General features: G+C 60.3%; 17 protein-coding genes. 11 read left to right on the top strand and 6 right to left on the bottom strand.

The window, feature by feature from the left end; all coding sequences use genetic code 11:
- Positions 1-12: 12 nt before the first annotated feature.
- Together DXT88_RS00485 and DXT88_RS00490 are read right to left on the bottom strand one after the other, a co-directional pair.
- Entirely contained in the window at positions 13-1854 is a 1842-nt protein-coding gene (locus DXT88_RS00485; protein WP_265211131.1) for a TRAP transporter large permease, read from the bottom strand.
- 26 nt (positions 1855-1880) lie between these two features.
- Complete coding sequence (locus DXT88_RS00490) at positions 1881-2945, bottom strand: TRAP transporter substrate-binding protein (protein ID WP_016834126.1); 1065 nt, start codon at positions 2943-2945, stop codon at positions 1881-1883.
- 187 nt (positions 2946-3132) lie between these two features.
- Between DXT88_RS00490 and DXT88_RS00495 the strand changes: the two genes are divergently transcribed.
- The 4 genes from DXT88_RS00495 to DXT88_RS00510 all read left to right on the top strand — a co-directional run bounded on the left by DXT88_RS00495 (position 3133) and on the right by DXT88_RS00510 (position 6980).
- Entirely contained in the window at positions 3133-4053 is a 921-nt protein-coding gene (locus DXT88_RS00495; protein WP_040503401.1) for a LysR substrate-binding domain-containing protein, read from the top strand.
- A gap of 321 nt (positions 4054-4374) precedes the next feature.
- Positions 4375-5742 (top strand): NAD(P)H-dependent oxidoreductase, encoded by a 1368-nt coding sequence (locus DXT88_RS00500; protein ID WP_265210940.1) that lies wholly within the window; start codon positions 4375-4377, stop codon positions 5740-5742.
- Between the two features lie 9 nt (positions 5743-5751).
- A complete protein-coding gene (locus tag DXT88_RS00505) occupies positions 5752-6087 on the top strand; it encodes a putative quinol monooxygenase (RefSeq protein WP_265210942.1) in 336 nt (111 codons plus the stop codon).
- Positions 6084-6980 (top strand): NAD(P)-dependent oxidoreductase, encoded by an 897-nt coding sequence (locus tag DXT88_RS00510; RefSeq protein WP_265210944.1) that lies wholly within the window; start codon positions 6084-6086, stop codon positions 6978-6980. Before DXT88_RS00505 ends, DXT88_RS00510 begins: the two co-directional genes overlap by 4 nt.
- A gap of 143 nt (positions 6981-7123) precedes the next feature.
- Here DXT88_RS00510 and DXT88_RS00515 read toward each other — a convergent pair whose 3' ends face one another.
- From DXT88_RS00515 to DXT88_RS00525, 3 genes are all read right to left on the bottom strand, one after another.
- Positions 7124-7474, bottom strand: a complete 351-nt coding sequence (locus tag DXT88_RS00515) for a response regulator (protein ID WP_265210946.1) — start codon at positions 7472-7474, stop codon at positions 7124-7126.
- Between the two features lie 78 nt (positions 7475-7552).
- Positions 7553-8686: a sensor histidine kinase gene (locus DXT88_RS00520; protein WP_265210948.1), complete on the bottom strand. Its 1134-nt coding sequence runs from the start codon at positions 8684-8686 to the stop codon at positions 7553-7555.
- A gap of 77 nt (positions 8687-8763) precedes the next feature.
- Entirely contained in the window at positions 8764-9648 is an 885-nt protein-coding gene (locus DXT88_RS00525; protein ID WP_029363416.1) for a LysR substrate-binding domain-containing protein, read from the bottom strand.
- A 205-nt stretch (positions 9649-9853) separates the two neighbouring features.
- On the opposite strand from DXT88_RS00525, the gene DXT88_RS00530 reads away from it, so the two are divergent.
- From DXT88_RS00530 to DXT88_RS00550, 5 genes are read left to right on the top strand one after another with little or no spacing between them, the layout of a single operon-like run.
- Positions 9854-10603: an SDR family NAD(P)-dependent oxidoreductase gene (locus DXT88_RS00530; protein ID WP_265210951.1), complete on the top strand. Its 750-nt coding sequence runs from the start codon at positions 9854-9856 to the stop codon at positions 10601-10603.
- Positions 10604-10647: 44 nt separating this feature from the next.
- The gene (locus DXT88_RS00535) at positions 10648-11688 is read left to right on the top strand and encodes a TRAP transporter substrate-binding protein (protein WP_265210952.1); all 1041 of its coding nucleotides are present in this window, start codon (positions 10648-10650) and stop codon (positions 11686-11688) included.
- Positions 11685-13541 (top strand): TRAP transporter large permease, encoded by a 1857-nt coding sequence (locus DXT88_RS00540; RefSeq protein ID WP_265210955.1) that lies wholly within the window; start codon positions 11685-11687, stop codon positions 13539-13541. The genes DXT88_RS00535 and DXT88_RS00540 overlap by 4 nt, the downstream gene beginning before the upstream one ends.
- Positions 13542-13573: 32 nt before the next feature.
- Positions 13574-14419 (top strand): transketolase, encoded by an 846-nt coding sequence (locus DXT88_RS00545; RefSeq protein WP_265210956.1) that lies wholly within the window; start codon positions 13574-13576, stop codon positions 14417-14419.
- Positions 14416-15420 (top strand): transketolase family protein, encoded by a 1005-nt coding sequence (locus DXT88_RS00550; protein WP_016834140.1) that lies wholly within the window; start codon positions 14416-14418, stop codon positions 15418-15420. The genes DXT88_RS00545 and DXT88_RS00550 overlap by 4 nt, the downstream gene beginning before the upstream one ends.
- Positions 15421-15556: 136 nt before the next feature.
- Here the strand turns inward: DXT88_RS00550 and DXT88_RS00555 are convergent, their stop codons facing one another.
- Positions 15557-16033, bottom strand: a complete 477-nt coding sequence (locus tag DXT88_RS00555) for a MarR family winged helix-turn-helix transcriptional regulator (RefSeq protein WP_265210959.1) — start codon at positions 16031-16033, stop codon at positions 15557-15559.
- 50 nt (positions 16034-16083) lie between these two features.
- On the opposite strand from DXT88_RS00555, the gene DXT88_RS00560 reads away from it, so the two are divergent.
- On the top strand, positions 16084-17622 hold the full coding sequence (locus tag DXT88_RS00560) for an FAD-dependent oxidoreductase (protein WP_265210961.1): 1539 nt from the start codon (positions 16084-16086) through the stop codon (positions 17620-17622).
- A gap of 81 nt (positions 17623-17703) precedes the next feature.
- Entirely contained in the window at positions 17704-17853 is a 150-nt protein-coding gene (locus tag DXT88_RS00565) for a hypothetical protein (RefSeq protein ID WP_016834143.1), read from the top strand.
- The last annotated feature ends 28 nt before the right edge of the window (positions 17854-17881 follow it).

The raw sequence follows: 17881 nt of genomic DNA on the forward strand, positions 1-17881 counted from the left end.
CCCGTCAACGAATCAAAGGAATCCGGTTGATATCCAGGGCACGAACGTAATTGCAATCAACCCGAGCAGCAGCATTCCCAGATACAGCCAGATGCGTTTGAGCGCCACCTCCGGTTTGACTTCGCCGATGATGCAGGCGGCGTAGTAGCACAGGCCGAAGGGTGGCGCGAAGACGCCAAGGCCCATCGCAAGGATCACCACCATCGCATAGTGAATTTCATGGATGCCGAGCTGGCGCGCCACCGGGAACAGCAAGGGGCCGAACAAGACAATGGCCGGGATGCCTTCCAGCACGCTGCCGAGCACGATGAAGGCCGCGATGGAGACCAGCAGGAAGCCGGTTGCGCCGCCCGGCACGGCCGTCATCATGGCCGCCAGGTCATGTGAAAATCCCGATTGCGTCAACGCCCACCCCATTGCGCTGGCGGCGCCGACGATGAAGAGAATGGCGCCGGACAATGCCGCCGTCTGCACCAGAATCGGCAAGGCCATATGCCACTTCAGGCTGCCGCGATAAATGATCAGGCCGACAATGAGCGAGTAGGCAATGCCGATGGTCGACACTTCAGTCGCGGTTGCAACGCCTTCCACCACCGCAGTGCGGATCACGAAAGGCAGCAACAGGGCAGGTACGGCGATGGCAAAGGTTTTCAGCACGCGTTTGAGCGGCGCACGGCTGGTCGTCACATGGTCCGATCCGGCACGCCACCAGGCGACCACGGCCAGCACGATGGCAAGGACGAACGCGGGCATGATGCCGGCGGTGAACAGCGCCGCAATCGATATCCCGGTCACGGAGGCGATGGCGATCAGGACCAGCGAAGGCGGGATGGTTTCGCTCATTGCGCCGGAAGCCGCCAACAAGGAAATCAATTCGCTGTCCTGCATGCCGCGCTTGCGCATTTCAGGAAACAGCACCGGCGCCACTGCCGCCATATCCGCCGTCTTGGATCCGGAGATGCCGGACACCAGCAACATCGCTCCAAGCAGCACGTAGGACATGCCGCCGCGCACATGACCGACCAGCGCCGCCAGGAATTCCACCATCACGCGCGCCAGCCCGGTCGCATGCACCAGCTGGCCCAGCAGCACGAACATCGGCACCGCCAGCAGGATCAGGCTGCTCATGCCTTCGTCCATGCGGCCGACCACGATGACCACCGGCGTGCTGGTGGTGGTCAGCAGGTACGCACAGGTGGCGATCGCAAAGGCGAAGGCGATCGGCGCACCGGCCATGACTGCAGCACCGAGCAAGCCAATGAAGAAGATCGGCAGCGCGCTTTGTCCCATCGCCGTGAGCATCGGCGCCGCCAGATAGCAGGCGCCGGCGATCACGGCCAGCAATGCCGCGACCATGAAGATGTCGCGCTTGTCGTGATGCATCAGACGCAGCGCACAGCTTACCAGGGCGATCAGGAAACCGACCGGAACGGCCAGCGCCCGCACCATGCCGCTCCATCCCAATGCAGGTGTTTCGACGAAGCCCTGGTCTTCGACATAGTCGAAGCTCGGATGGATCATCATCAGGAGCAGCACGGCCGTGACCCCCACGGCAAGCGTCTCGGCCCACGCTTGTGCGCGCGGCGACAGCTTCGAGACGAAGAAGGTGAGGCGCATGTGGCAGGAGCGCTGCACCGCCAGCGCACTGCCCAGCATCGCCAGCCACAGGAACAGGATCGACGCCAGCTCATCGCTCCAGATCAGCGAACTGTGCAGCACCGAGCGCGCGATGATGCCGATGAATAGCAGCGCCACTTCGGCGACGACTACGGTGGCGGTGAGTACTTCCACCGATTTTTCCAGCCAGTGCTGCGCGCTGCCCAGCATGTTGCCGGCCGGGCCGTTCAACGGCATCGGCGGTATGGCGCTATGCACGGCGCTCACGACATTTTCCCAACGACGGCCTCCAGCGCAGCCCACGGCGCGGCGCCGAACTTGTCGCGCCATTCCTTATAAAAACCGGCGTCGGACAAGGCCTTGCGGAAGGAGTCGCGATTGGCGGTCTCGAAGACGATGCCCTTCTTGGTGAGCTGTTCCTTGAGCGTGGTGTTGAGCTGCTCAACGTCGCCGCGCTGCTCCATGTAGGCGCGATCGAACTCGCGCTGCACGATTTTCTTGAGGTCGTCGGGCAAGGCGGCGAACGCGCGGCGATTGCCCAGCATCCAGAACGGATCCCAGATGTGATTGGTCTGGGTGATGTACTTCTGCACCTCGTACAGCTTGCCGGAATCGATGGCGACCAGACCGTTTTCCTGGCCGTCCACCAGCTTGGTTTGCAGCGCCGTGTACAGCTCGTTGAAGTTGATCGAGGTCGGATTGGCGCCCAGCGATTTGAACAGCGAGGTAAACATCGGCGACACCGGTACGCGGATGCGATAGCCCTGCAGGTCGGCGGGCGTCTTGATCGGTTTGGAGGCGGATGAAATCTGGCGGAAGCTGTTGTCGCCGGCCTTCGCCACGGAAACGAAACCGCTCTTGTCGATCTGCGCGCGGATCAGCTTGCCGAGTTCGCCGTCGACGCTGCTCCACACCTGCTGATAATCGGAGTAGGTAAAGCCGACGTTGGTGATTGCGGCCAGCGGCACGACCGTCGAAATGACCGAGCCGGCGATGTTCAGGAATTCCACGCCGCCCGAGCGCACCTGCGTCAGCAGATCGGTATCCGAGCCGAGCTGGCTGGCCGGGAAGAAACGGATGTCGAGCCGGCCTGCGCTGGCTTCGCGAATGCGATCGGTGGCTTGCTTCAGGCGCGCATTGACCGGCTGGTCGAGCGACTGGCCGGTGGCCAGCTTGTAATTGAATTCGGCGGCGCGCGCCGGGCCCGACCAGACCGTGAACAAGGGCAACGTCGCCGCTGCGGTCAGCAAGCTGCGGCGTTTGGCGGAAGGCAAGCTTGACGACGAGTCCGATGAAAAATCGCCGCGTGGCGGTGTGGTTTGCTTCATGCTGTTGTCTCCAGTTTTTTATAGGTCGGCTGCGGCAATCGGCACGCTGGCCGGGTGCTTTCGAGATTCCCCGGTCGCTTTCTGTGAGCTTGCCTGGGGAGTCCGTGATTGAATGTAAAAGGTTTGTTGGTGAAGTACAATTAATTTATTTTTAAGTATCGTGTAGAAAATTTAAAGAGTTGACGCCATGTATCTTCCTCTGCGCTCGATCAGTGTTTTCCATGCGGTGGCCCGTTCCGGCAGCATCTCGAGCGCGGCTGAAGAACTCAATGTCACCCCTTCGGCGGTCAGCCAGCAGATCCAGGCGCTGGAGACGCATCTCGGCACCTCATTGATGGTCAAGGTCGGCCGCGGGGTTGCGCTGACGGAAGCAGGCGAGCGTTATTTCTCGATGATCGCCGAAGAGATCGACCGCATTTCCGAAGCCACCCAAAGCATCCGCGGCCTGCGTCCCGTCACGCTGCTGACGGTGCGGGCGACGCCGACCTTGTCCAGTAAATGGCTGCTGCCGCGCCTGCGTTCGTTCCTGGACGCCCACCCCGATCTCGAAGTGCGCCTGAACGGCACCAATGAAGTGACCGACTTCACGCGCGAGACGGTCGACGTTGAGATCCGCCACGGGCGCGGTCAATGGCCGGGGCTGTTCACGGAAGGGCTGACCGAGGAATGGTTTTTCCCGGTGTGCAGCCCCGGTTATGCCGCTGCCGGCAGCATGAGCGTGGCCGACGTCGCGCAGCATCGCTTGATCCAGTCGGTCAAGTCGCAGGTGCAGTGGCCGTACTGGTTTTCCATGAGCAAGATAACGCCGCCGAACCAGATGCGCCGGGTGCTGTTCGACCGCAGCCACATGGCGGTCGACGCCGCCGCCGACGGCATCGGCCTGGCGCTTGAAAGCAGCCTGATGATGTGGCGCGAACTGCGCGACGGCAACCTGGTTTGTCCGGTGCGCAATCCGCCCAGAATTTCCCAGACTACCCAATGGATTGTCTGCCCGGTCGATCATCTGCGCAAAAACAAGGTCAGCGTCTTCATCGACTGGCTGCGCGTCGAAGTCGCGCAATGGCAGGCGGAGCAAGCGCAATATCTCCGTTTGCCGTTTTCAAAATAATCCCTTCCTCCGCATTTCCTTCGCCTCCCCCGTTTTCTATCGATTAGAAAAACTAAGTATTTCTCTCGTAAATGTTAATTGTTTTAACAGGATGCGCTGAGTAAACTTTTTGCACACATCGGGCGAAGTTCAAGCTGCAGCAAAAGCAGTTCGTCCGTTGCGTAAGAGTCTGTCGGCTGGTTTGTCCCATGGCGCTGGTTCATCTGTTTCACGCGTAGTGGCGCAAGGCATGACGACAATTTCACGCTTTCAGGTATCGCACCCCAAGCCCGGAACGCGAGAGACACGGGCGATGCCTGCCGTTATTGACGAGGATTAACAATGAATCTGTACAGCTTGCTGCGCGAACGCGCGGCGGCCGGCCGCCCGGTGCGCGTCGGCCTGGTCGGCGCCGGTAAATTCGGCTCCATGGTGTTGGCGCAGGCCCGGCTCATCGAAGGCATGCACATCGTCGGCGTGGCCGATCTGAATGTGGAAAAAGCCCATGCGGCATTGGAGCGGGTGGGCTGGGAAAAGGACAGATACCAGGCCAAAACGCTCGGCGACGCGGTCAAGAACGGCACCACCTGCGTGCTCGACAGCGCCGCCGCACTGGCCGATTGCCAGGAAATCGAATGCATCATCGAAGCCACCGGCCACCCCATCGCCGGCGTGCGCCACGCCTTGTCGGCCATCGACGGCGGCAAGCACGTGGTGATGGTCAACGTCGAAGCCGACGCCATGTGCGGTCCCTTGCTGGCGGCGCGCGCCAAGGCCAGGGGCCTGGTCTACAGCATGGCCTACGGCGACCAGCCGGCCATCATCTGCGAGCTGGTCGACTGGGCGCGTTCCTGCGGCTTCGAACTGGTCTCGGCCGGCAAGGGCATGAACTACGAACCGCGCTATCGCTATTCGACGCCGGACACCGTCTGGGGATTTTTCGGCTGGACCGACGAAGAAGTCGCCAAGGGCGATTTCAATCCCAAGATGTACAACTCCTTCACCGATGGCACCAAGGCTGCGATTGAAATGGCGGCGGTCGCCAACGGCACCGGCCTCGATTGTCCGGACGACGGCCTGGCGTTTCCGCCGACCGGTTTGCATGATTTGGCCAGCGTGTTCCGTCCTGCCGCCGACGGCGGCCGGCTGGCGCGCAGCGGCCTGGTCGACATCGCCGCCAGCCAGGAGCCGGACGGTCGCGAAGTCTTCAACAACATCCGCTACGGCGTCTTCGTCACCTTCAAGGCGCCGACGGAATATGCCCGCGCCTGCTTCAAGCAATATGGCCTGCTGGTCGACAAGTCGGGCTGGTACGGCTCGATGTGGCGGCCGTTCCACATGATCGGACTCGAGACCAGCATCAGCGTGTTGTCGGCAGTGCTGCGCGGCGAGTCCACCGGCTGTTCGAAGGAGTTCCGCGGCGATGCGGTCGCCACCGCCAAGCGCGACCTGCAGGCCGGCGAGATGCTGGACGGCGAGGGCGGCTATGCGGTGTGGGCCAACGCGATTCCCGCATCGAAGAGCCTGGCGCTGGGCGCATTGCCGATCGGCCTGGCGCATAACGTCAAGCTCAAGCGTCCCGTCAGGAAGGACACGGTGGTCCGCTTTGAGGACGTCGAATTGTCGAGCGATCTGGACGTCGTGAAGCTGCGTCAGGAAATGGAACGGCACGCTCGCGCCAATCCGGGCGGCAGCATCTTGCTGCCTTAGGAGCGGCGTATGGCAAATGCAGGAATAAAAATAGAAACGCAAACAGCATTTGTCGTGATTGCAGAGTTCGAGGTCAAGTCCGCCGGCATGGCGGATTTCCTCGCGCTGGCGCATGACGATGCACGGCATTCGGTGGCCGACGAAGCGGGTTGCCGCCAGTTCGACGTGGTGCGTTTTCCGGGGTCGTCGCGGGTGCTTTTCTACGAGGTGTATGACGACCGCGAGGCATTCGATCTGCATCTGGAGACGCCGCACCTGGCGCGTTTCAGGGCGGGCTTCCCGGCCTGCATCGAGCGCGAATTGCCGGTGCGCTTCGGCAGTACCGGCACGGGAGAAGCGACATGACGGCTGCCGCAAAAATCAAAACTGTCGGTTTCATCGGCATCGGCATCATGGGTTTCCCGATGGCGCGTCATCTGGCGCAAGCGGGTTATCGCGTGCAGGCATGGAATCGCACGCCGGACAAAGCGCGGCGGCTTTCCGCGTTCGGCGCCGAGGTGATTGCCGAGGCCGGTGACGTCGTCCGTGACGCGGACGCCTTGGTCTGCATGCTGAGTTCCGGTCCCGATTGCGATGCGTTGCTGCTGGGTGAGCAGGGCCTGATCGCCGGCATGCGTGCGGGATCATTGCTGGTGGTCATGAGTTCGATCCCGGTCGAGACCGCTCGCCGTCAGGCGCAGCAAGCTGCCGCGCGCGGCGTGGCCTACGTCGATGCTCCCGTGTCGGGCGGTGAAAAAGGTGCGATCGAAGCAAGCCTGGCGATCATGGCCGGCGGCACGGTGCAAGCCTACGAACAGGCGTTGCCGCTACTGGAAAAAATGGGGCGCCCGACGCACGTCGGTCCGGCGGGATCCGGCGAATTGGCCAAGCTGGTCAATCAGATGATGGTCGCCAACAACATCGCCAGCGTGGCGGAAGCGTTGTTGCTGGCCGAGCGTGGCGGTGCAGATCCGGCAAAAGTGCGCGAGGCGCTGCTGGGCGGGTTTGCCGACTCGACGATATTGCGCCAGCACGCGCTGCGCATGATCAGCGGCGATTTCGCGCCGGGCGGTCCGGCGCGTTACCAGGTCAAGGACACCGGCACGGCGATCCGTTTCGCCGCCAGCGTCGGACTGGATTTGCCGATGATCAACAAGGCCGACCAGCTGTTTTCCGACATGCTGGACCACGGCGACGGCGATCTCGATCACAGCGGTGTGATCCGGGAACTACGCCGGCGCAATCAGCTTCCTGTTTGAGGTCGCCCTCGCCGGAGCGGCTACACCGGTTCGCCGAAGCGCTGCAGGCGACCGTCGGGGAAGTCGTCACCACGGCGCCGGCGTGCGGCGTTCCTTTGGGGATGATGATCAGACTGCCGGGCAGTGCCTTTAAATGCAACTCATCAAGCGCACATGGAGTCGACTTTAGCCATCAAGGCGTCAAATTGGAACGGCTTGCGCAGCACGGAATAGGACCCGACAGAACTGATCAGCTCCGGCGTTGCGCTCATGAATATGAATGGCATATTTCTGCCTCGACTGGAGCTTCTTACCAGGTCGAATAGTTCGCATCCATTCATTCTCGGCATCGAATAATCGGACAAAATGATGCCCGGAGTCTCGCTGTCGAGCATTTCCCAAGCTTGTTTGCCGTCTTTTGCTCGCGCCACCCGATATCCACCCATGAGCAGCGCCACTTCGATGACGTCGAGAAAGTCAGGCTCGTCATCCACTATCAGAATGCTTTTGTTCATATTTCCTCCATAACCACCATGACACCATCTTTCCTCGTTCGCCATAGGCGCAACGCTTTTTATGCGTAGGACAACAGGTCAATGGCAGGGTCTTACTCTGGGAACGACGACAGTAAATGTCGTTCCGGTGGAATCGCGTGACTCGACGCCGATCGAGCCGTCGTGAGCTTCGGTGATCTTTTTTGCGATATATAAGCCCAGCCCCAAGCTCGTCGTAGCCCGCTGCCTTTGCTGGGGAACAATCGCCAACTGCACCATGGGATCGAAAATGGCATCGATGGCCTCCTTCGGAATCAAGGCGCCGGAATTCTGAATGGAGATGGTTGCGCTGTCCGCGTCCGACGACAGTGTCATCGCGACGGGCTGTTCGTCGCCCCGGTACTGGGCGGCGTTGTTGAGAAGGTTGGTAAATACCTGTTGCAGTCTGATCTGATCAAAGCAACCCAGGACCGGCTCTTTTGCATTCACGACGAAAGAACAGTGAGAATGGACTGCGGAAGCGTCAATAACCGCGGAGTGGCAGATATCCAACATATCCGCATCAGCGAACGCCATCGGCATTTCGCCGCCCAGTTCAGCCCGCGCGTATTCCAGCAGGTCGTTAATCATCGAGTTCATCATGGACGCGCTTCGCTTGATGCGCGGTGCCAGCAACGCGACCGCTTCCTTTGTCATCCCGGGCTGCCCCAGCAGGCTACTGGACAGGGTGATGGTTGCAAGGGGATTACGCAGATCATGGCCGAGGATGGCAAGAAAGGTATCTTTGGCCCGTGAAGCCTGTGCGGCATAAGTACCGACCGATTCGGCCAGCGCCTGATCGATGGCCTCGTTGAATCGAATCAGATCAGCACTGTGCGCTGGCGTGAGCGCGTTTCCCAAGGCGAACCAGAGGCGTTGCACCGTCGCGCGTAGCGCGCGGAATTCTGCGGTCAGTTGCAACAGCGTGAAGCCGTCATGCTGCCGGGCGGTACCGTAGATGGACGCCCCACTGGCAACGGTATTCTCAGGCGACAGGCCTTGCGATTTTCTTTGCTGTTGCTCGGCGCTCTGATGGGTGTCGATATCCAACGCAATCGCACGCAGAATCTGCTCCGCGTGATCCCGAAATTCCTTCCTCGACAGCAGTCCTTCCAGTTCCAGCGTTTTTGCGAATCGATCCCATTCCGCCAGAACCTGTTCCATGTTGGTGATGATGAATGTCGAGAGCTTCATATGATCCAGGATGGCGGCAAAGTGCCTTGAATGGACAGGGTGGGGTAAATCCCTTCCAAAAGCAAACAAAGGTTTCACTATTCCAGCGCCGCCTGTTCTCGCAACCATCCCAGAAATGCCTCAACCGCAGGCCGCTTGATGTGGCGCGCAGGATAGACGGCAAAATGCGCTTTCACCTTGATGCATTGTTCCAACCCGAACACAGGTTTTAGCTGTCGTTCTCTGATATGCCGTCCTGCAACCGTGGTGCTCTCCAGCGCCACGCCCAAGCCCTGAGTCGCCGCGTCCAACGACATTTGCGCGCGATCGAAGCGCACCGCAAATTGGTTGGGAGTACGCAGTGGAGAATAGATCGCGAACCAGTCCGGCCATTGAACGACGCTGACGTTGCTGCGGATGAGCCGGACCCTCAGCAGGTCCTCGGGTTTTTTCAATTTATTCTGACGGATGAACTCGGGGCTGGCGAGCGGGACAATGCGTTCCTCGAACAGCGGTTCAACCTGCAGGCCCGGCCAGTTCGGTATGCCGTAGCGGATGTCGATGTCGACTTCGCCGAGTTCGAAATTGCTGGGCGTGTGCGCTGCAGACAGGTTGAATGAAATGTCGGGGTAGGCGCGGGCGAAGCCATTCAGTCGTTCCATCAGCCACAAGCTGGCGATACTCGGAGCGGAGTGGATGTACAGGCTGTTGCTGACGCCATGTTTGACATCCATGGATGCTGCCGTGATGGCGGAGATCGCGCCTTGAATCCGCGCCAGATAGCTTTCTCCGGCGGCGCTGATGTGCACGCCATGTGCACTGCGTTCAAACAGGCGAACGCCAAGATAGGATTCAAGTCGCGCCACCTGGTGGCTCACCGCCGACGCAGTGAGATGGAGTTCTCCTGCAGCCAGCGCAAAGCTCCTGCGCCGGGCAACAGCCTCGAATGCCTGGAGATTGGGAATGGGCGGCAATGCAGCCATGGACAGCTCCGGATCTAAGATGACGATTCGTCACTTTAGCATGATGATACTTCGCTTGTCGTCAGGTCGGCAAAGGCCGAACATGCGGCAAAAGAACAAGAAAGGAGACGGGTCGCGCGCAGAGGCAAGCTCCGCACGCGGCGGCATTCCACATGCCTGTCTCCGGCGTTCTCTCAAGAATGATCATTAACCGGAGAAGTATTTCATGTTGCTCAAAGATAAAGTCGCCGTCATCACCGGCGCAGCCGGCATCAACGGTCTGGGTTTTGCCGCGGCACGTCTGATGGCGTCGCACGGCGCTCGCGTAGTCATCCTGGACCTTGCGCAAGCGGAGCCTGCCGCAGCCGCTGCACGCATCGGCGACGGTCATCTCGGACTGGTCGCCAATGTCACGGACAAGGCATCCTGCGACGCAGCCGCGGCCGCAGCCATCCAGCAATTCGGACGGATCGACATCCTCGTCAACAATGCCGGCATTACCCAGGCCGCGAAGACGCTCGAGATATCCGGTGCTGATTACGATCGTATCCTGGATGTCAGTCTGCGCGGCACGATGTACATGTCGCAGGCGGTCCTGCCGACGATGCAGCAACAGCGGAACGGATCGATCATTTGCATTTCGTCGGTATCCGCCCAGCGCGGCGGCGGCATCCTGGGAGGACCTCATTACTCGGCTGCCAAGGCCGGCGTACTCGGCCTGGCGCGTGCAATGGCGCGCGAATTCGGACCGGATGGCATTCGCGTCAACAGCATTGCACCGGGCCTGATCGGCACCGACATCATCAAGGGAAAACTGACCGAGGAAAAGAAAGCGGACATTGCCGAAACGATTCCCCTGGCGCGCCTTGGCCGCGCAGACGATATCGGCGGCGCTTGCGTCTTCCTGGCCAGCGACCTTTCGCTGTATTGCACCGGCATCACGCTCGACGTGAATGGCGGCATGCTGATTCACTAAGCCGGTTGCCACGGATTCAACGACATCATAAAAGGAGACAAGACATGAGCAAGATCGAGGACGCAAAAAAGAATATCACCCGTCGCCAAGTGTTGAAGATAGGGGCGGCTGCAACGGCGTTGCCGTTATTTTCCATCATGACGCGCCCGGCTAACGCGGCTGAATTTACGTACAAATTCGCGACCGGACAGGATCCGACTCACCCGGTGAACAAGCGGGCGCAGGAGGCGATTGAGCGCATTCGCAACGCCACCAACGGTCGTCTGGAGATCAAACTGTTTCCGGCAAACCAGTTGGGTTCGGATACCGACCTGATGTCGCAAATCCGCAATGGCGGTGTGGAATTCTTCAATCAGGCCAGCGTGGTGTTGTCGACCCTGGTGCCGGCGGCCGGTATCGTCAATACGGGTTTTGCATTCCACGACTACAAGGAAGTCTGGGCCGCGATGGACGGCCCGCTGGGGGCCTATGTCCGCGCACAGATCGAAAAGGCCGGCTTGCTCACCATGTCCAGGCCCTGGGATAACGGCTTTCGCCAGATCACTACGTCCACCAAACCGGTCAAGACCGCAGGAGATCTGAAAGGACTGAAGTTGCGGGTGCCGGCGGCGCCGATGCTGACCTCGCTGTTCACGGCGCTGGGCGCCAGTCCGACTCCGATCAACTTCAATGAGGTGTATTCCTCGCTGCAGACGAAGCTGGTGGAGGGACAGGAGAATCCGTTAGCCATCATCAGTACGGCCCGGCTGTATGAAGTGCAGAAATTCTGTGCGATGTCGAACCACGTATGGGATGCCTACTGGATTCTGGGCAACCGTCGCGCCATCGAGCGTCTGCCGAAGGATATCCAGGAAATCGTGCGCCGCGAGCTGGACAAGGCAGCAACCGATGAACGTGCCGACATCGCATCGCTCTCGATTTCCGCCCGCAATGACCTGGCCGCCAAAGGCGTGCAGATCATTGAGCCGGATAAGAACTCCTTCAAGGATGCGCTGGCCAAAGGCACCTTCTACAAGGATCTGCGCAGCAAGTTCGGAGAGGATGCCTGGAAACTGCTGCAGAACAGCGTGGGGAGCCTGGGATGAGCGCGCTGTCGCTTGAGCGCCCGGCGCTTGCGGACACGTCGTTGTCCGTGCGCCTGGAAAACTGGTTGGGGCACGCCATCGAGATTCCCGCCGCCGCACTCGTCGTGGGCGAAGTGGCGGTACTGTTGGCCGGCGTAGTGATGCGCTTCATTTTCAACAACCCGATTCCGTGGGCGGATGAACTGGCCTCCATCCTGTTCCTCTGGTTGGCGAATCTGGGCGCGGCGGTCGCGCTGCGCCGCGGCACGCATATGCGCACCACGGTTCTGGTGGGCTTCCTGAGCGAACGCGGCAAGGCCTGGGCGGAAGCGCTGGCCATCATCGCGCCCTGTCTCATGTTGCTCATTCTGATGGGGCCGATGTGGGAATACGCCGAAGACGAAATGTTCATACAGACGCCGGCGCTCGGTTGGCCCAATACCGTGCGTGCGGCCGCAGTCGCGGTCGGCGCCGTGTTCATGATCGTCATCTGCCTGCTGCGGATTTCCCGGCACCGCCTGGCCGATTTTATCGGTGTCGTCGTCGCCATCGCAATCCTCGGCGCCGCGATGTACCTTGGGTCTGCGTGGTTGCAAGGAATCGGCAACTGGAACCTCGTCATCTTTTTTGGCCTGCTGTTGGGCATGTCGGTATTGCTGGGCATCCCGATCGCATTCTGCTTCGGGTTGGCGACCGTGGCGTTCATGCTGACCGTCACCAGCAGTCCGCTGGCGGTTGTCGCGGGACGTTTCGATGAAGGCATGAGTTCGCTGATTCTGCTGGCTGTTCCGTTGTTCATTCTATTGGGGCATCTGGTTGAAATGACCGGCATGGCGAAGGCAATGGTGGATTTTCTCGCTTCGCTCGTGGGCCATGTACGCGGCGGCCTGAACTACGTATTGCTGGGCGCGATGCTACTGGTATCGGGAATCTCGGGCGCCAAGACCGCCGACATGGCGGCCGTGGCGCCGGTTCTGTTGCCGGAGATGAAACGTCGCGGCAACCATGAGGGCGAACTGATTTCATTGTTGGCGGCTTCCGGCGCCATGGCCGAAACGATTCCTCCTTCGTTGGTGCTGATCACCATCGGATCGGTCGCGGGCGTCTCCATCGCCGCCTTGTTCACCGGCGGCATCATGCCCGGCATCGTTCTGGCAGTCTTGCTGGCGATCCTGGCGCGCTTTCGCAGTGCAGAGATCATGGACGGCTACCAGCGCGCGCCTGGCAAGGTCGTCTTGCGCACTCTGGCGATTGCGTTGCCCGCACTGTTGCTGCCGATTCTGATTCGCACTGCCGTTGTCGAAGGCGTGGCGACCGCGACAGAGGTCTCGACCATCGGCATTGCCTATGCGGTCGTCGCCGGTCTGCTGATTTACCGCAGATTCGATTGGAAGCGGATCTATCCGATGCTGGTGGATACCGCGGCTCTCTCCGGCGCCATTCTGTTCATCATCGGTACCGCCACGGGCATGTCCTGGGCGCTGACGCAGTCAGGCTTTTCGCATAGCCTGGCTGAGGCGATGACGAGTGTGCCGGGCGGGAAATACGGTTTCCTGCTGGTCTCGATCGCGGCGTTCATCGTGCTCGGCAGCGTGCTGGAAGGCATTCCGGCGATGGTGTTGTTCGCGCCGCTGCTGTTCCCTGTGGCCAAGGCCATCGGGGTGCATGAGGTTCACTACGCCATGGTCATCATCCTGTCGATGGGCGTCGGCCTGTTCGCACCGCCATTCGGTCTGGGCTACTACGCAGCCTGCACCATCGGGCGTGTTCATCCCGATGTCGCGGTCAGGCGCATCTGGCCCTATCTGGGAATATTGGTGATCGGACTGCTTATCGTGGCGTTCGTGCCGTGGTTCTCCATCGGTTTCCTCTGACCTGCATGGCATCTATCAACGAAGGAATTCATATGTCTGAAAATCTCGAAAGTCTGCGTGCAAGCGCATATCGAATCCGCCGCTTCGCCGTACGCATGGGTGAAGTGCAAGGGCAAGGTTATATCGGTCAGGCGCTCGGCTGGGCCGATGTACTGGCGGTCGCGTACAAGCGCGCCATGCAAATCCGTCCGACGGAGCCGGAGTGGGAAGGTCGCGATCGCTTCCTGCTGTCGCACGGACACTACGCCATCGCGGCCTACGCAGCGCTGATTGAGGCCGGCATCCTCCCCGAGGAGGAGCTTGAAACCTATGGCAGCGACGACAGCCGTTTGCCGATGTCCGGCATGGCGGCCTATACGCCGGGGATGGAAATTTCCGGCGGCTCGCTGGGTCAAGGACTGGCTATCGGTGTCGGCATGGCGCTCGCGTTGCGTCACAAGGGAAGTGCGTCGTTCGTCTATAACTCGATGTCGGACGGGGAGTTGGACGAAGGCGCTACCTGGGAAGCCGCCATGGGCGCTGCGCATCACAATCTCGGCAATCTGATTTGCCTGGTCGACATCAACAATCAGCAGGCCGACGGTCCTTCCGGCAAGATCATGGGCTTCGAACCTCTGGCCGATAAATGGGCTTCGTTCGGTTGGCACGTTCAACGCGTGGACGGCAATGATCTGCCCGCAGTGATCGCGGCGTTCGACCAGGCTCGCCAGTTGCCGGAGTCGAAGCCGCGCGTGATCCTGTTCGATACGTTGATGGGAAAAGGCGTGCCGTTCCTGGAGCAGCGCGAGAAGAATCATTTCATCCGCGTCGACCCGCCCGAATGGCAGCAGGCGCTGAACATTCTCGATCAGTCATACAAGGAAGGAAGCCCAGCATGAATACCGTAGCCGAAAAGAAACCGCGCCTGACGACGTCGGCAATGATTGCCTCGATTGCCGCCGAAGGGCAACGCGTCCAGGCGGCTCCGTTTGGCAAAGCCCTGGTTGAGTATGCCGCCGACCGGCCGGAAATTGTCGGAATGACCGCCGACCTTGCCAAGTACACCGACTTGCAGCTATTCCAGAAAGCATATCCCGAGCGCTTCTTCCAGATGGGCATGGCAGAACAATTGCTCATGGCTGCCGCGGGAGGAATGGCGAAGGAAGGCCTGGTGCCGTTCGCGACGACCTACGCCGTGTTCGCCACCCGTCGCGCCTATGATTTCATCCATCAGGTCATTGCCGAAGAAAATCTGAACGTCAAGATTTGCTGCGCCTTGCCAGGACTGACAACCGGATATGGCCCCAGCCACCAGGCCACCGAAGACCTGGCCATGATGCGCGCCATCCCCGGCCTGACGATCGTGGATCCCTGCGACGCCCTGGACCTGGAGCAGGCTGTGCCGCAGATCGCCGAACACAAAGGCCCCGTCTACATGCGTCTGGCCCGCGGCAACGTGCCGCTGGTTCTGGACGAATACGACTACAAGTTCGAACTGGGCAAAGCCAAGGAGCTGCGGGACGGCAACGACGTGCTCATCATTTCCAGCGGCTTCATGACGATGCGCGCTCTGGAAGTGGCGAAGGCGCTTGAAGCCGACAACGTCAGCGTGGGCGTATTGCACTGCCCGACCATCAAGCCGTTCGACGAAGCGACCGTGCTGGAGCAGGTAAAAAAGAAAACTCGTCTCGTGGTGGTCGCCGAGAATCATTCGGTCATCGGCGGACTGGGTGAAATCGTGGCAAGCACGCTGATGCGTAACCGTGTGCAGCCTGCCGGTTTCCAGATGGCTGGTTTGCCGGACGCCTTCCTTGACGCGGGTGCGCTGCCGACGCTGCATGACCGTTACGGCATCAGCTGCGAAGTGCTGAGCAGGCGCATCAGGGACTGGTTGAAATAACGCTAAAGTCCCGGTTGGCGGCAGGAGTTCGGCCATGTCCCGGGGCGTTCGTCATGCGGACGCCCCGGCGATGAAGCTTGCGCGCCTTGCAGCTCTTGAGCCTGTACGGTCAGCCTTGGGGCGCGCAACATCCACCTCATGATTCACCAACCTTGTCCAGGGCGTCTGCAAACTTGCGCATGAGGCGCACCAGATTGTCCATCTCGGTTTGTTCCCAGGATGCGAAAATTTTTCTGCCCATGCGTTCGCGTGCGGCGTCGACCAGCTCGGTCATCGCCTTGCCCTTGGCGGTGACCGATGCCATGCGGATGCGGCGGTCGGCCGCGCTGCTTTCCCTGCGTACCAATCCCAGTTCTTCCAGTTTCGAGACCTGACGGCTGACGGTGGTGTAGTCGCGTCCGACGCGATCCGCGATCTCCACTACGCCGATGGGACCGAGTTTTTCTATTCCGACGAGCAGAGGAAACAGCGCCCGATCCAGAGGAATTCCGGCTTCCCTGATCATCGCCTCATCGCGCTGGGGCCGATTCATCGCACTGGCGATACTGATCAGCGCTCCATGCAGAATCTTGAGTTGCGACGATATATGTGTATCTTGCACATTTTTATTCATTGGCATACACTCTCCTTGATTATGTGCATATTACACTTATGAGGCCGAAAATGCTGATGAACAATGAAACAGATGTATTGATTTGCGGAGCAGGCCCAACTGGTCTCACGCTGGCGCTTGTCCTCGCGCAACGGGGTGTCTCTTTCCGCATCATCGAAAAAATGGAAGCCCCTTTTCACGGCTCGCGAGGAAAGGGTTTGCAACCTCGCACCTTGGAAATCTTTGAGGACTTGGGCATCCTTGAGACCATCATGGCGACAGGCGCCCCCTATCCGCCGCAGCGTGAGTACCAGGATGACGGCAGTTGGCGCGACTCGCCGACGAGCGAGCAAAGGCTGCCGACGCCCTCGGAGCCCTATTTGACGCCCTGGATGGTGCCGCAGTTTCTGACCGAAGCGGCGATGCGGACCAGGCTTGGCGAACTCGGGCATCAGGTGGAATTCGGCTGCGAACTGATTGGGCTGGAGCCGCAGGAGCAAGGCGTCAACGCACGGATCACCGGCAAATGCGGGGAGCAAGTGCTGCGGGCACGCTATGCCGTTGCCGCAGATGGCGGGCGCAGCTTTGTCCGTAATCTGCTGCAGATCGACTTCCCCGGCAACACATTGGGGGTGAGAGCGGTGGTCGCGGATGTGTCCTTGCAAGGCTTGAGCCGGGACGTCTGGCATCGCTTCAGCGGTGGATCGCAGGAGCGGCAAATCGCCTTGTGCCCGTTGGCTGGAACCGATCTTTTTCAATTGCAGGCGGCGTTGGCAGGGGACGAAGAGCCTGACCTCTCGGCCGAGGGCTTGACTAGCATGGTGCTGGAACGCACCGGCCGCGCGGATATCCCGGTTGTCGCCGTCCACTGGGCATCGGCATTCCAGATGCATGCAAGACTGGCGCAACGATATCGCGTCGGTCGCGTTTCGCTGGCCGGAGACGCGGCGCACGTCCACCCGCCGACGGGCGGCCAGGGCCTCAATACCAGCGTTCAGGACGCCTACAATCTCGCCTGGAAATTGGCCGCCGTGCTGGCCGGCGCCGACGAAACGCTCCTCGATACCTACGAAGAAGAGCGGCGTCCGATCGCGGAATCCATGCTGGGTTTGTCGACCAGATTGCTGGAGGAAGCCAAGCGGGGAGAAATGCGTCGCGGAAGAGAAGTGCAGCAACTCGACCTCGGTTATCCAGGCTCATCGCTGGCATTGGAAACCTCTGTGCGCGAGCACGGGCCGCGAGCAGGCGACCGCGCCCCGGATGCTCCTGTCGCGACGCTCCCGGGTACGCCGCTGCGTCTCTTCGACCTGTTCCGCGGCACCCACTGGACATTGATCGGATTTCACGTACCGCTCCTGCACTCCCTGGAAGCCAAGGGTATGCAGGTTCATCTCTTTGGACCTGGAGGAAATCTGGTGGATTGTGACGGCCATTTCCACGATGCCTATGGACTTCAGCGCGGCGAGTGGATGTTGGTGCGACCGGATGGTTATATCGGCGCGATTGTCGCATCGGACCATCTGGAGTCGTTGAAGGACTACTTGCAGCGCGTCGGCGTATCGCTGCGGGGCGTGGACCTCGTTGCCCCTCGGAAATCAGGATTTGACTGATATGACCAAGACATTCGGTTAAGTATGATTGATTCAAATGCAGCGTTTCCCACCGCAACATTTGACCGAAAGGACTTAATCATGGGCTCCAGCCTCAGCGTGACCAGCATCGGAATCATCATTCTCGACGTGCTCCTCGTGTGGGCCTGTTTTTCGGTCGACAAGCATTTCAAATTTCTTGACGCAGAAGATCTGCACAACGAGGAAAAGACAATCAGCGCCTGCGCCTGATTCCCATTTTTGCGGGCTTTTTTATCGG

This window comes from Herbaspirillum lusitanum (genome assembly GCF_026127345.1).
Classification (GTDB): Bacteria; Pseudomonadota; Gammaproteobacteria; order Burkholderiales; family Burkholderiaceae_D; genus Herbaspirillum; species Herbaspirillum lusitanum.

What these genes read in the sequence shown, in the direction of transcription:
- DXT88_RS00485 (WP_265211131.1), bottom strand. Translation starts at nt 1,854, where the DNA reads ATGCCGTTGAACGGCCCGGCCGGCAACATGCTGGGCAGCGCGCAGCAC.
- DXT88_RS00490 (WP_016834126.1), bottom strand. Translation starts at nt 2,945, where the DNA reads ATGAAGCAAACCACACCGCCACGCGGCGATTTTTCATCGGACTCGTCG.
- DXT88_RS00495 (WP_040503401.1), top strand. Translation starts at nt 3,133, where the DNA reads ATGTATCTTCCTCTGCGCTCGATCAGTGTTTTCCATGCGGTGGCCCGT.
- DXT88_RS00500 (WP_265210940.1), top strand. Translation starts at nt 4,375, where the DNA reads ATGAATCTGTACAGCTTGCTGCGCGAACGCGCGGCGGCCGGCCGCCCG.
- DXT88_RS00505 (WP_265210942.1), top strand. Translation starts at nt 5,752, where the DNA reads ATGGCAAATGCAGGAATAAAAATAGAAACGCAAACAGCATTTGTCGTG.
- DXT88_RS00510 (WP_265210944.1), top strand. Translation starts at nt 6,084, where the DNA reads ATGACGGCTGCCGCAAAAATCAAAACTGTCGGTTTCATCGGCATCGGC.
- DXT88_RS00515 (WP_265210946.1), bottom strand. Translation starts at nt 7,474, where the DNA reads ATGAACAAAAGCATTCTGATAGTGGATGACGAGCCTGACTTTCTCGAC.
- DXT88_RS00520 (WP_265210948.1), bottom strand. Translation starts at nt 8,686, where the DNA reads ATGAAGCTCTCGACATTCATCATCACCAACATGGAACAGGTTCTGGCG.
- DXT88_RS00525 (WP_029363416.1), bottom strand. Translation starts at nt 9,648, where the DNA reads ATGGCTGCATTGCCGCCCATTCCCAATCTCCAGGCATTCGAGGCTGTT.
- DXT88_RS00530 (WP_265210951.1), top strand. Translation starts at nt 9,854, where the DNA reads ATGTTGCTCAAAGATAAAGTCGCCGTCATCACCGGCGCAGCCGGCATC.
- DXT88_RS00535 (WP_265210952.1), top strand. Translation starts at nt 10,648, where the DNA reads ATGAGCAAGATCGAGGACGCAAAAAAGAATATCACCCGTCGCCAAGTG.
- DXT88_RS00540 (WP_265210955.1), top strand. Translation starts at nt 11,685, where the DNA reads ATGAGCGCGCTGTCGCTTGAGCGCCCGGCGCTTGCGGACACGTCGTTG.
- DXT88_RS00545 (WP_265210956.1), top strand. Translation starts at nt 13,574, where the DNA reads ATGTCTGAAAATCTCGAAAGTCTGCGTGCAAGCGCATATCGAATCCGC.
- DXT88_RS00550 (WP_016834140.1), top strand. Translation starts at nt 14,416, where the DNA reads ATGAATACCGTAGCCGAAAAGAAACCGCGCCTGACGACGTCGGCAATG.
- DXT88_RS00555 (WP_265210959.1), bottom strand. Translation starts at nt 16,033, where the DNA reads ATGAATAAAAATGTGCAAGATACACATATATCGTCGCAACTCAAGATT.
- DXT88_RS00560 (WP_265210961.1), top strand. Translation starts at nt 16,084, where the DNA reads ATGCTGATGAACAATGAAACAGATGTATTGATTTGCGGAGCAGGCCCA.
- DXT88_RS00565 (WP_016834143.1), top strand. Translation starts at nt 17,704, where the DNA reads ATGGGCTCCAGCCTCAGCGTGACCAGCATCGGAATCATCATTCTCGAC.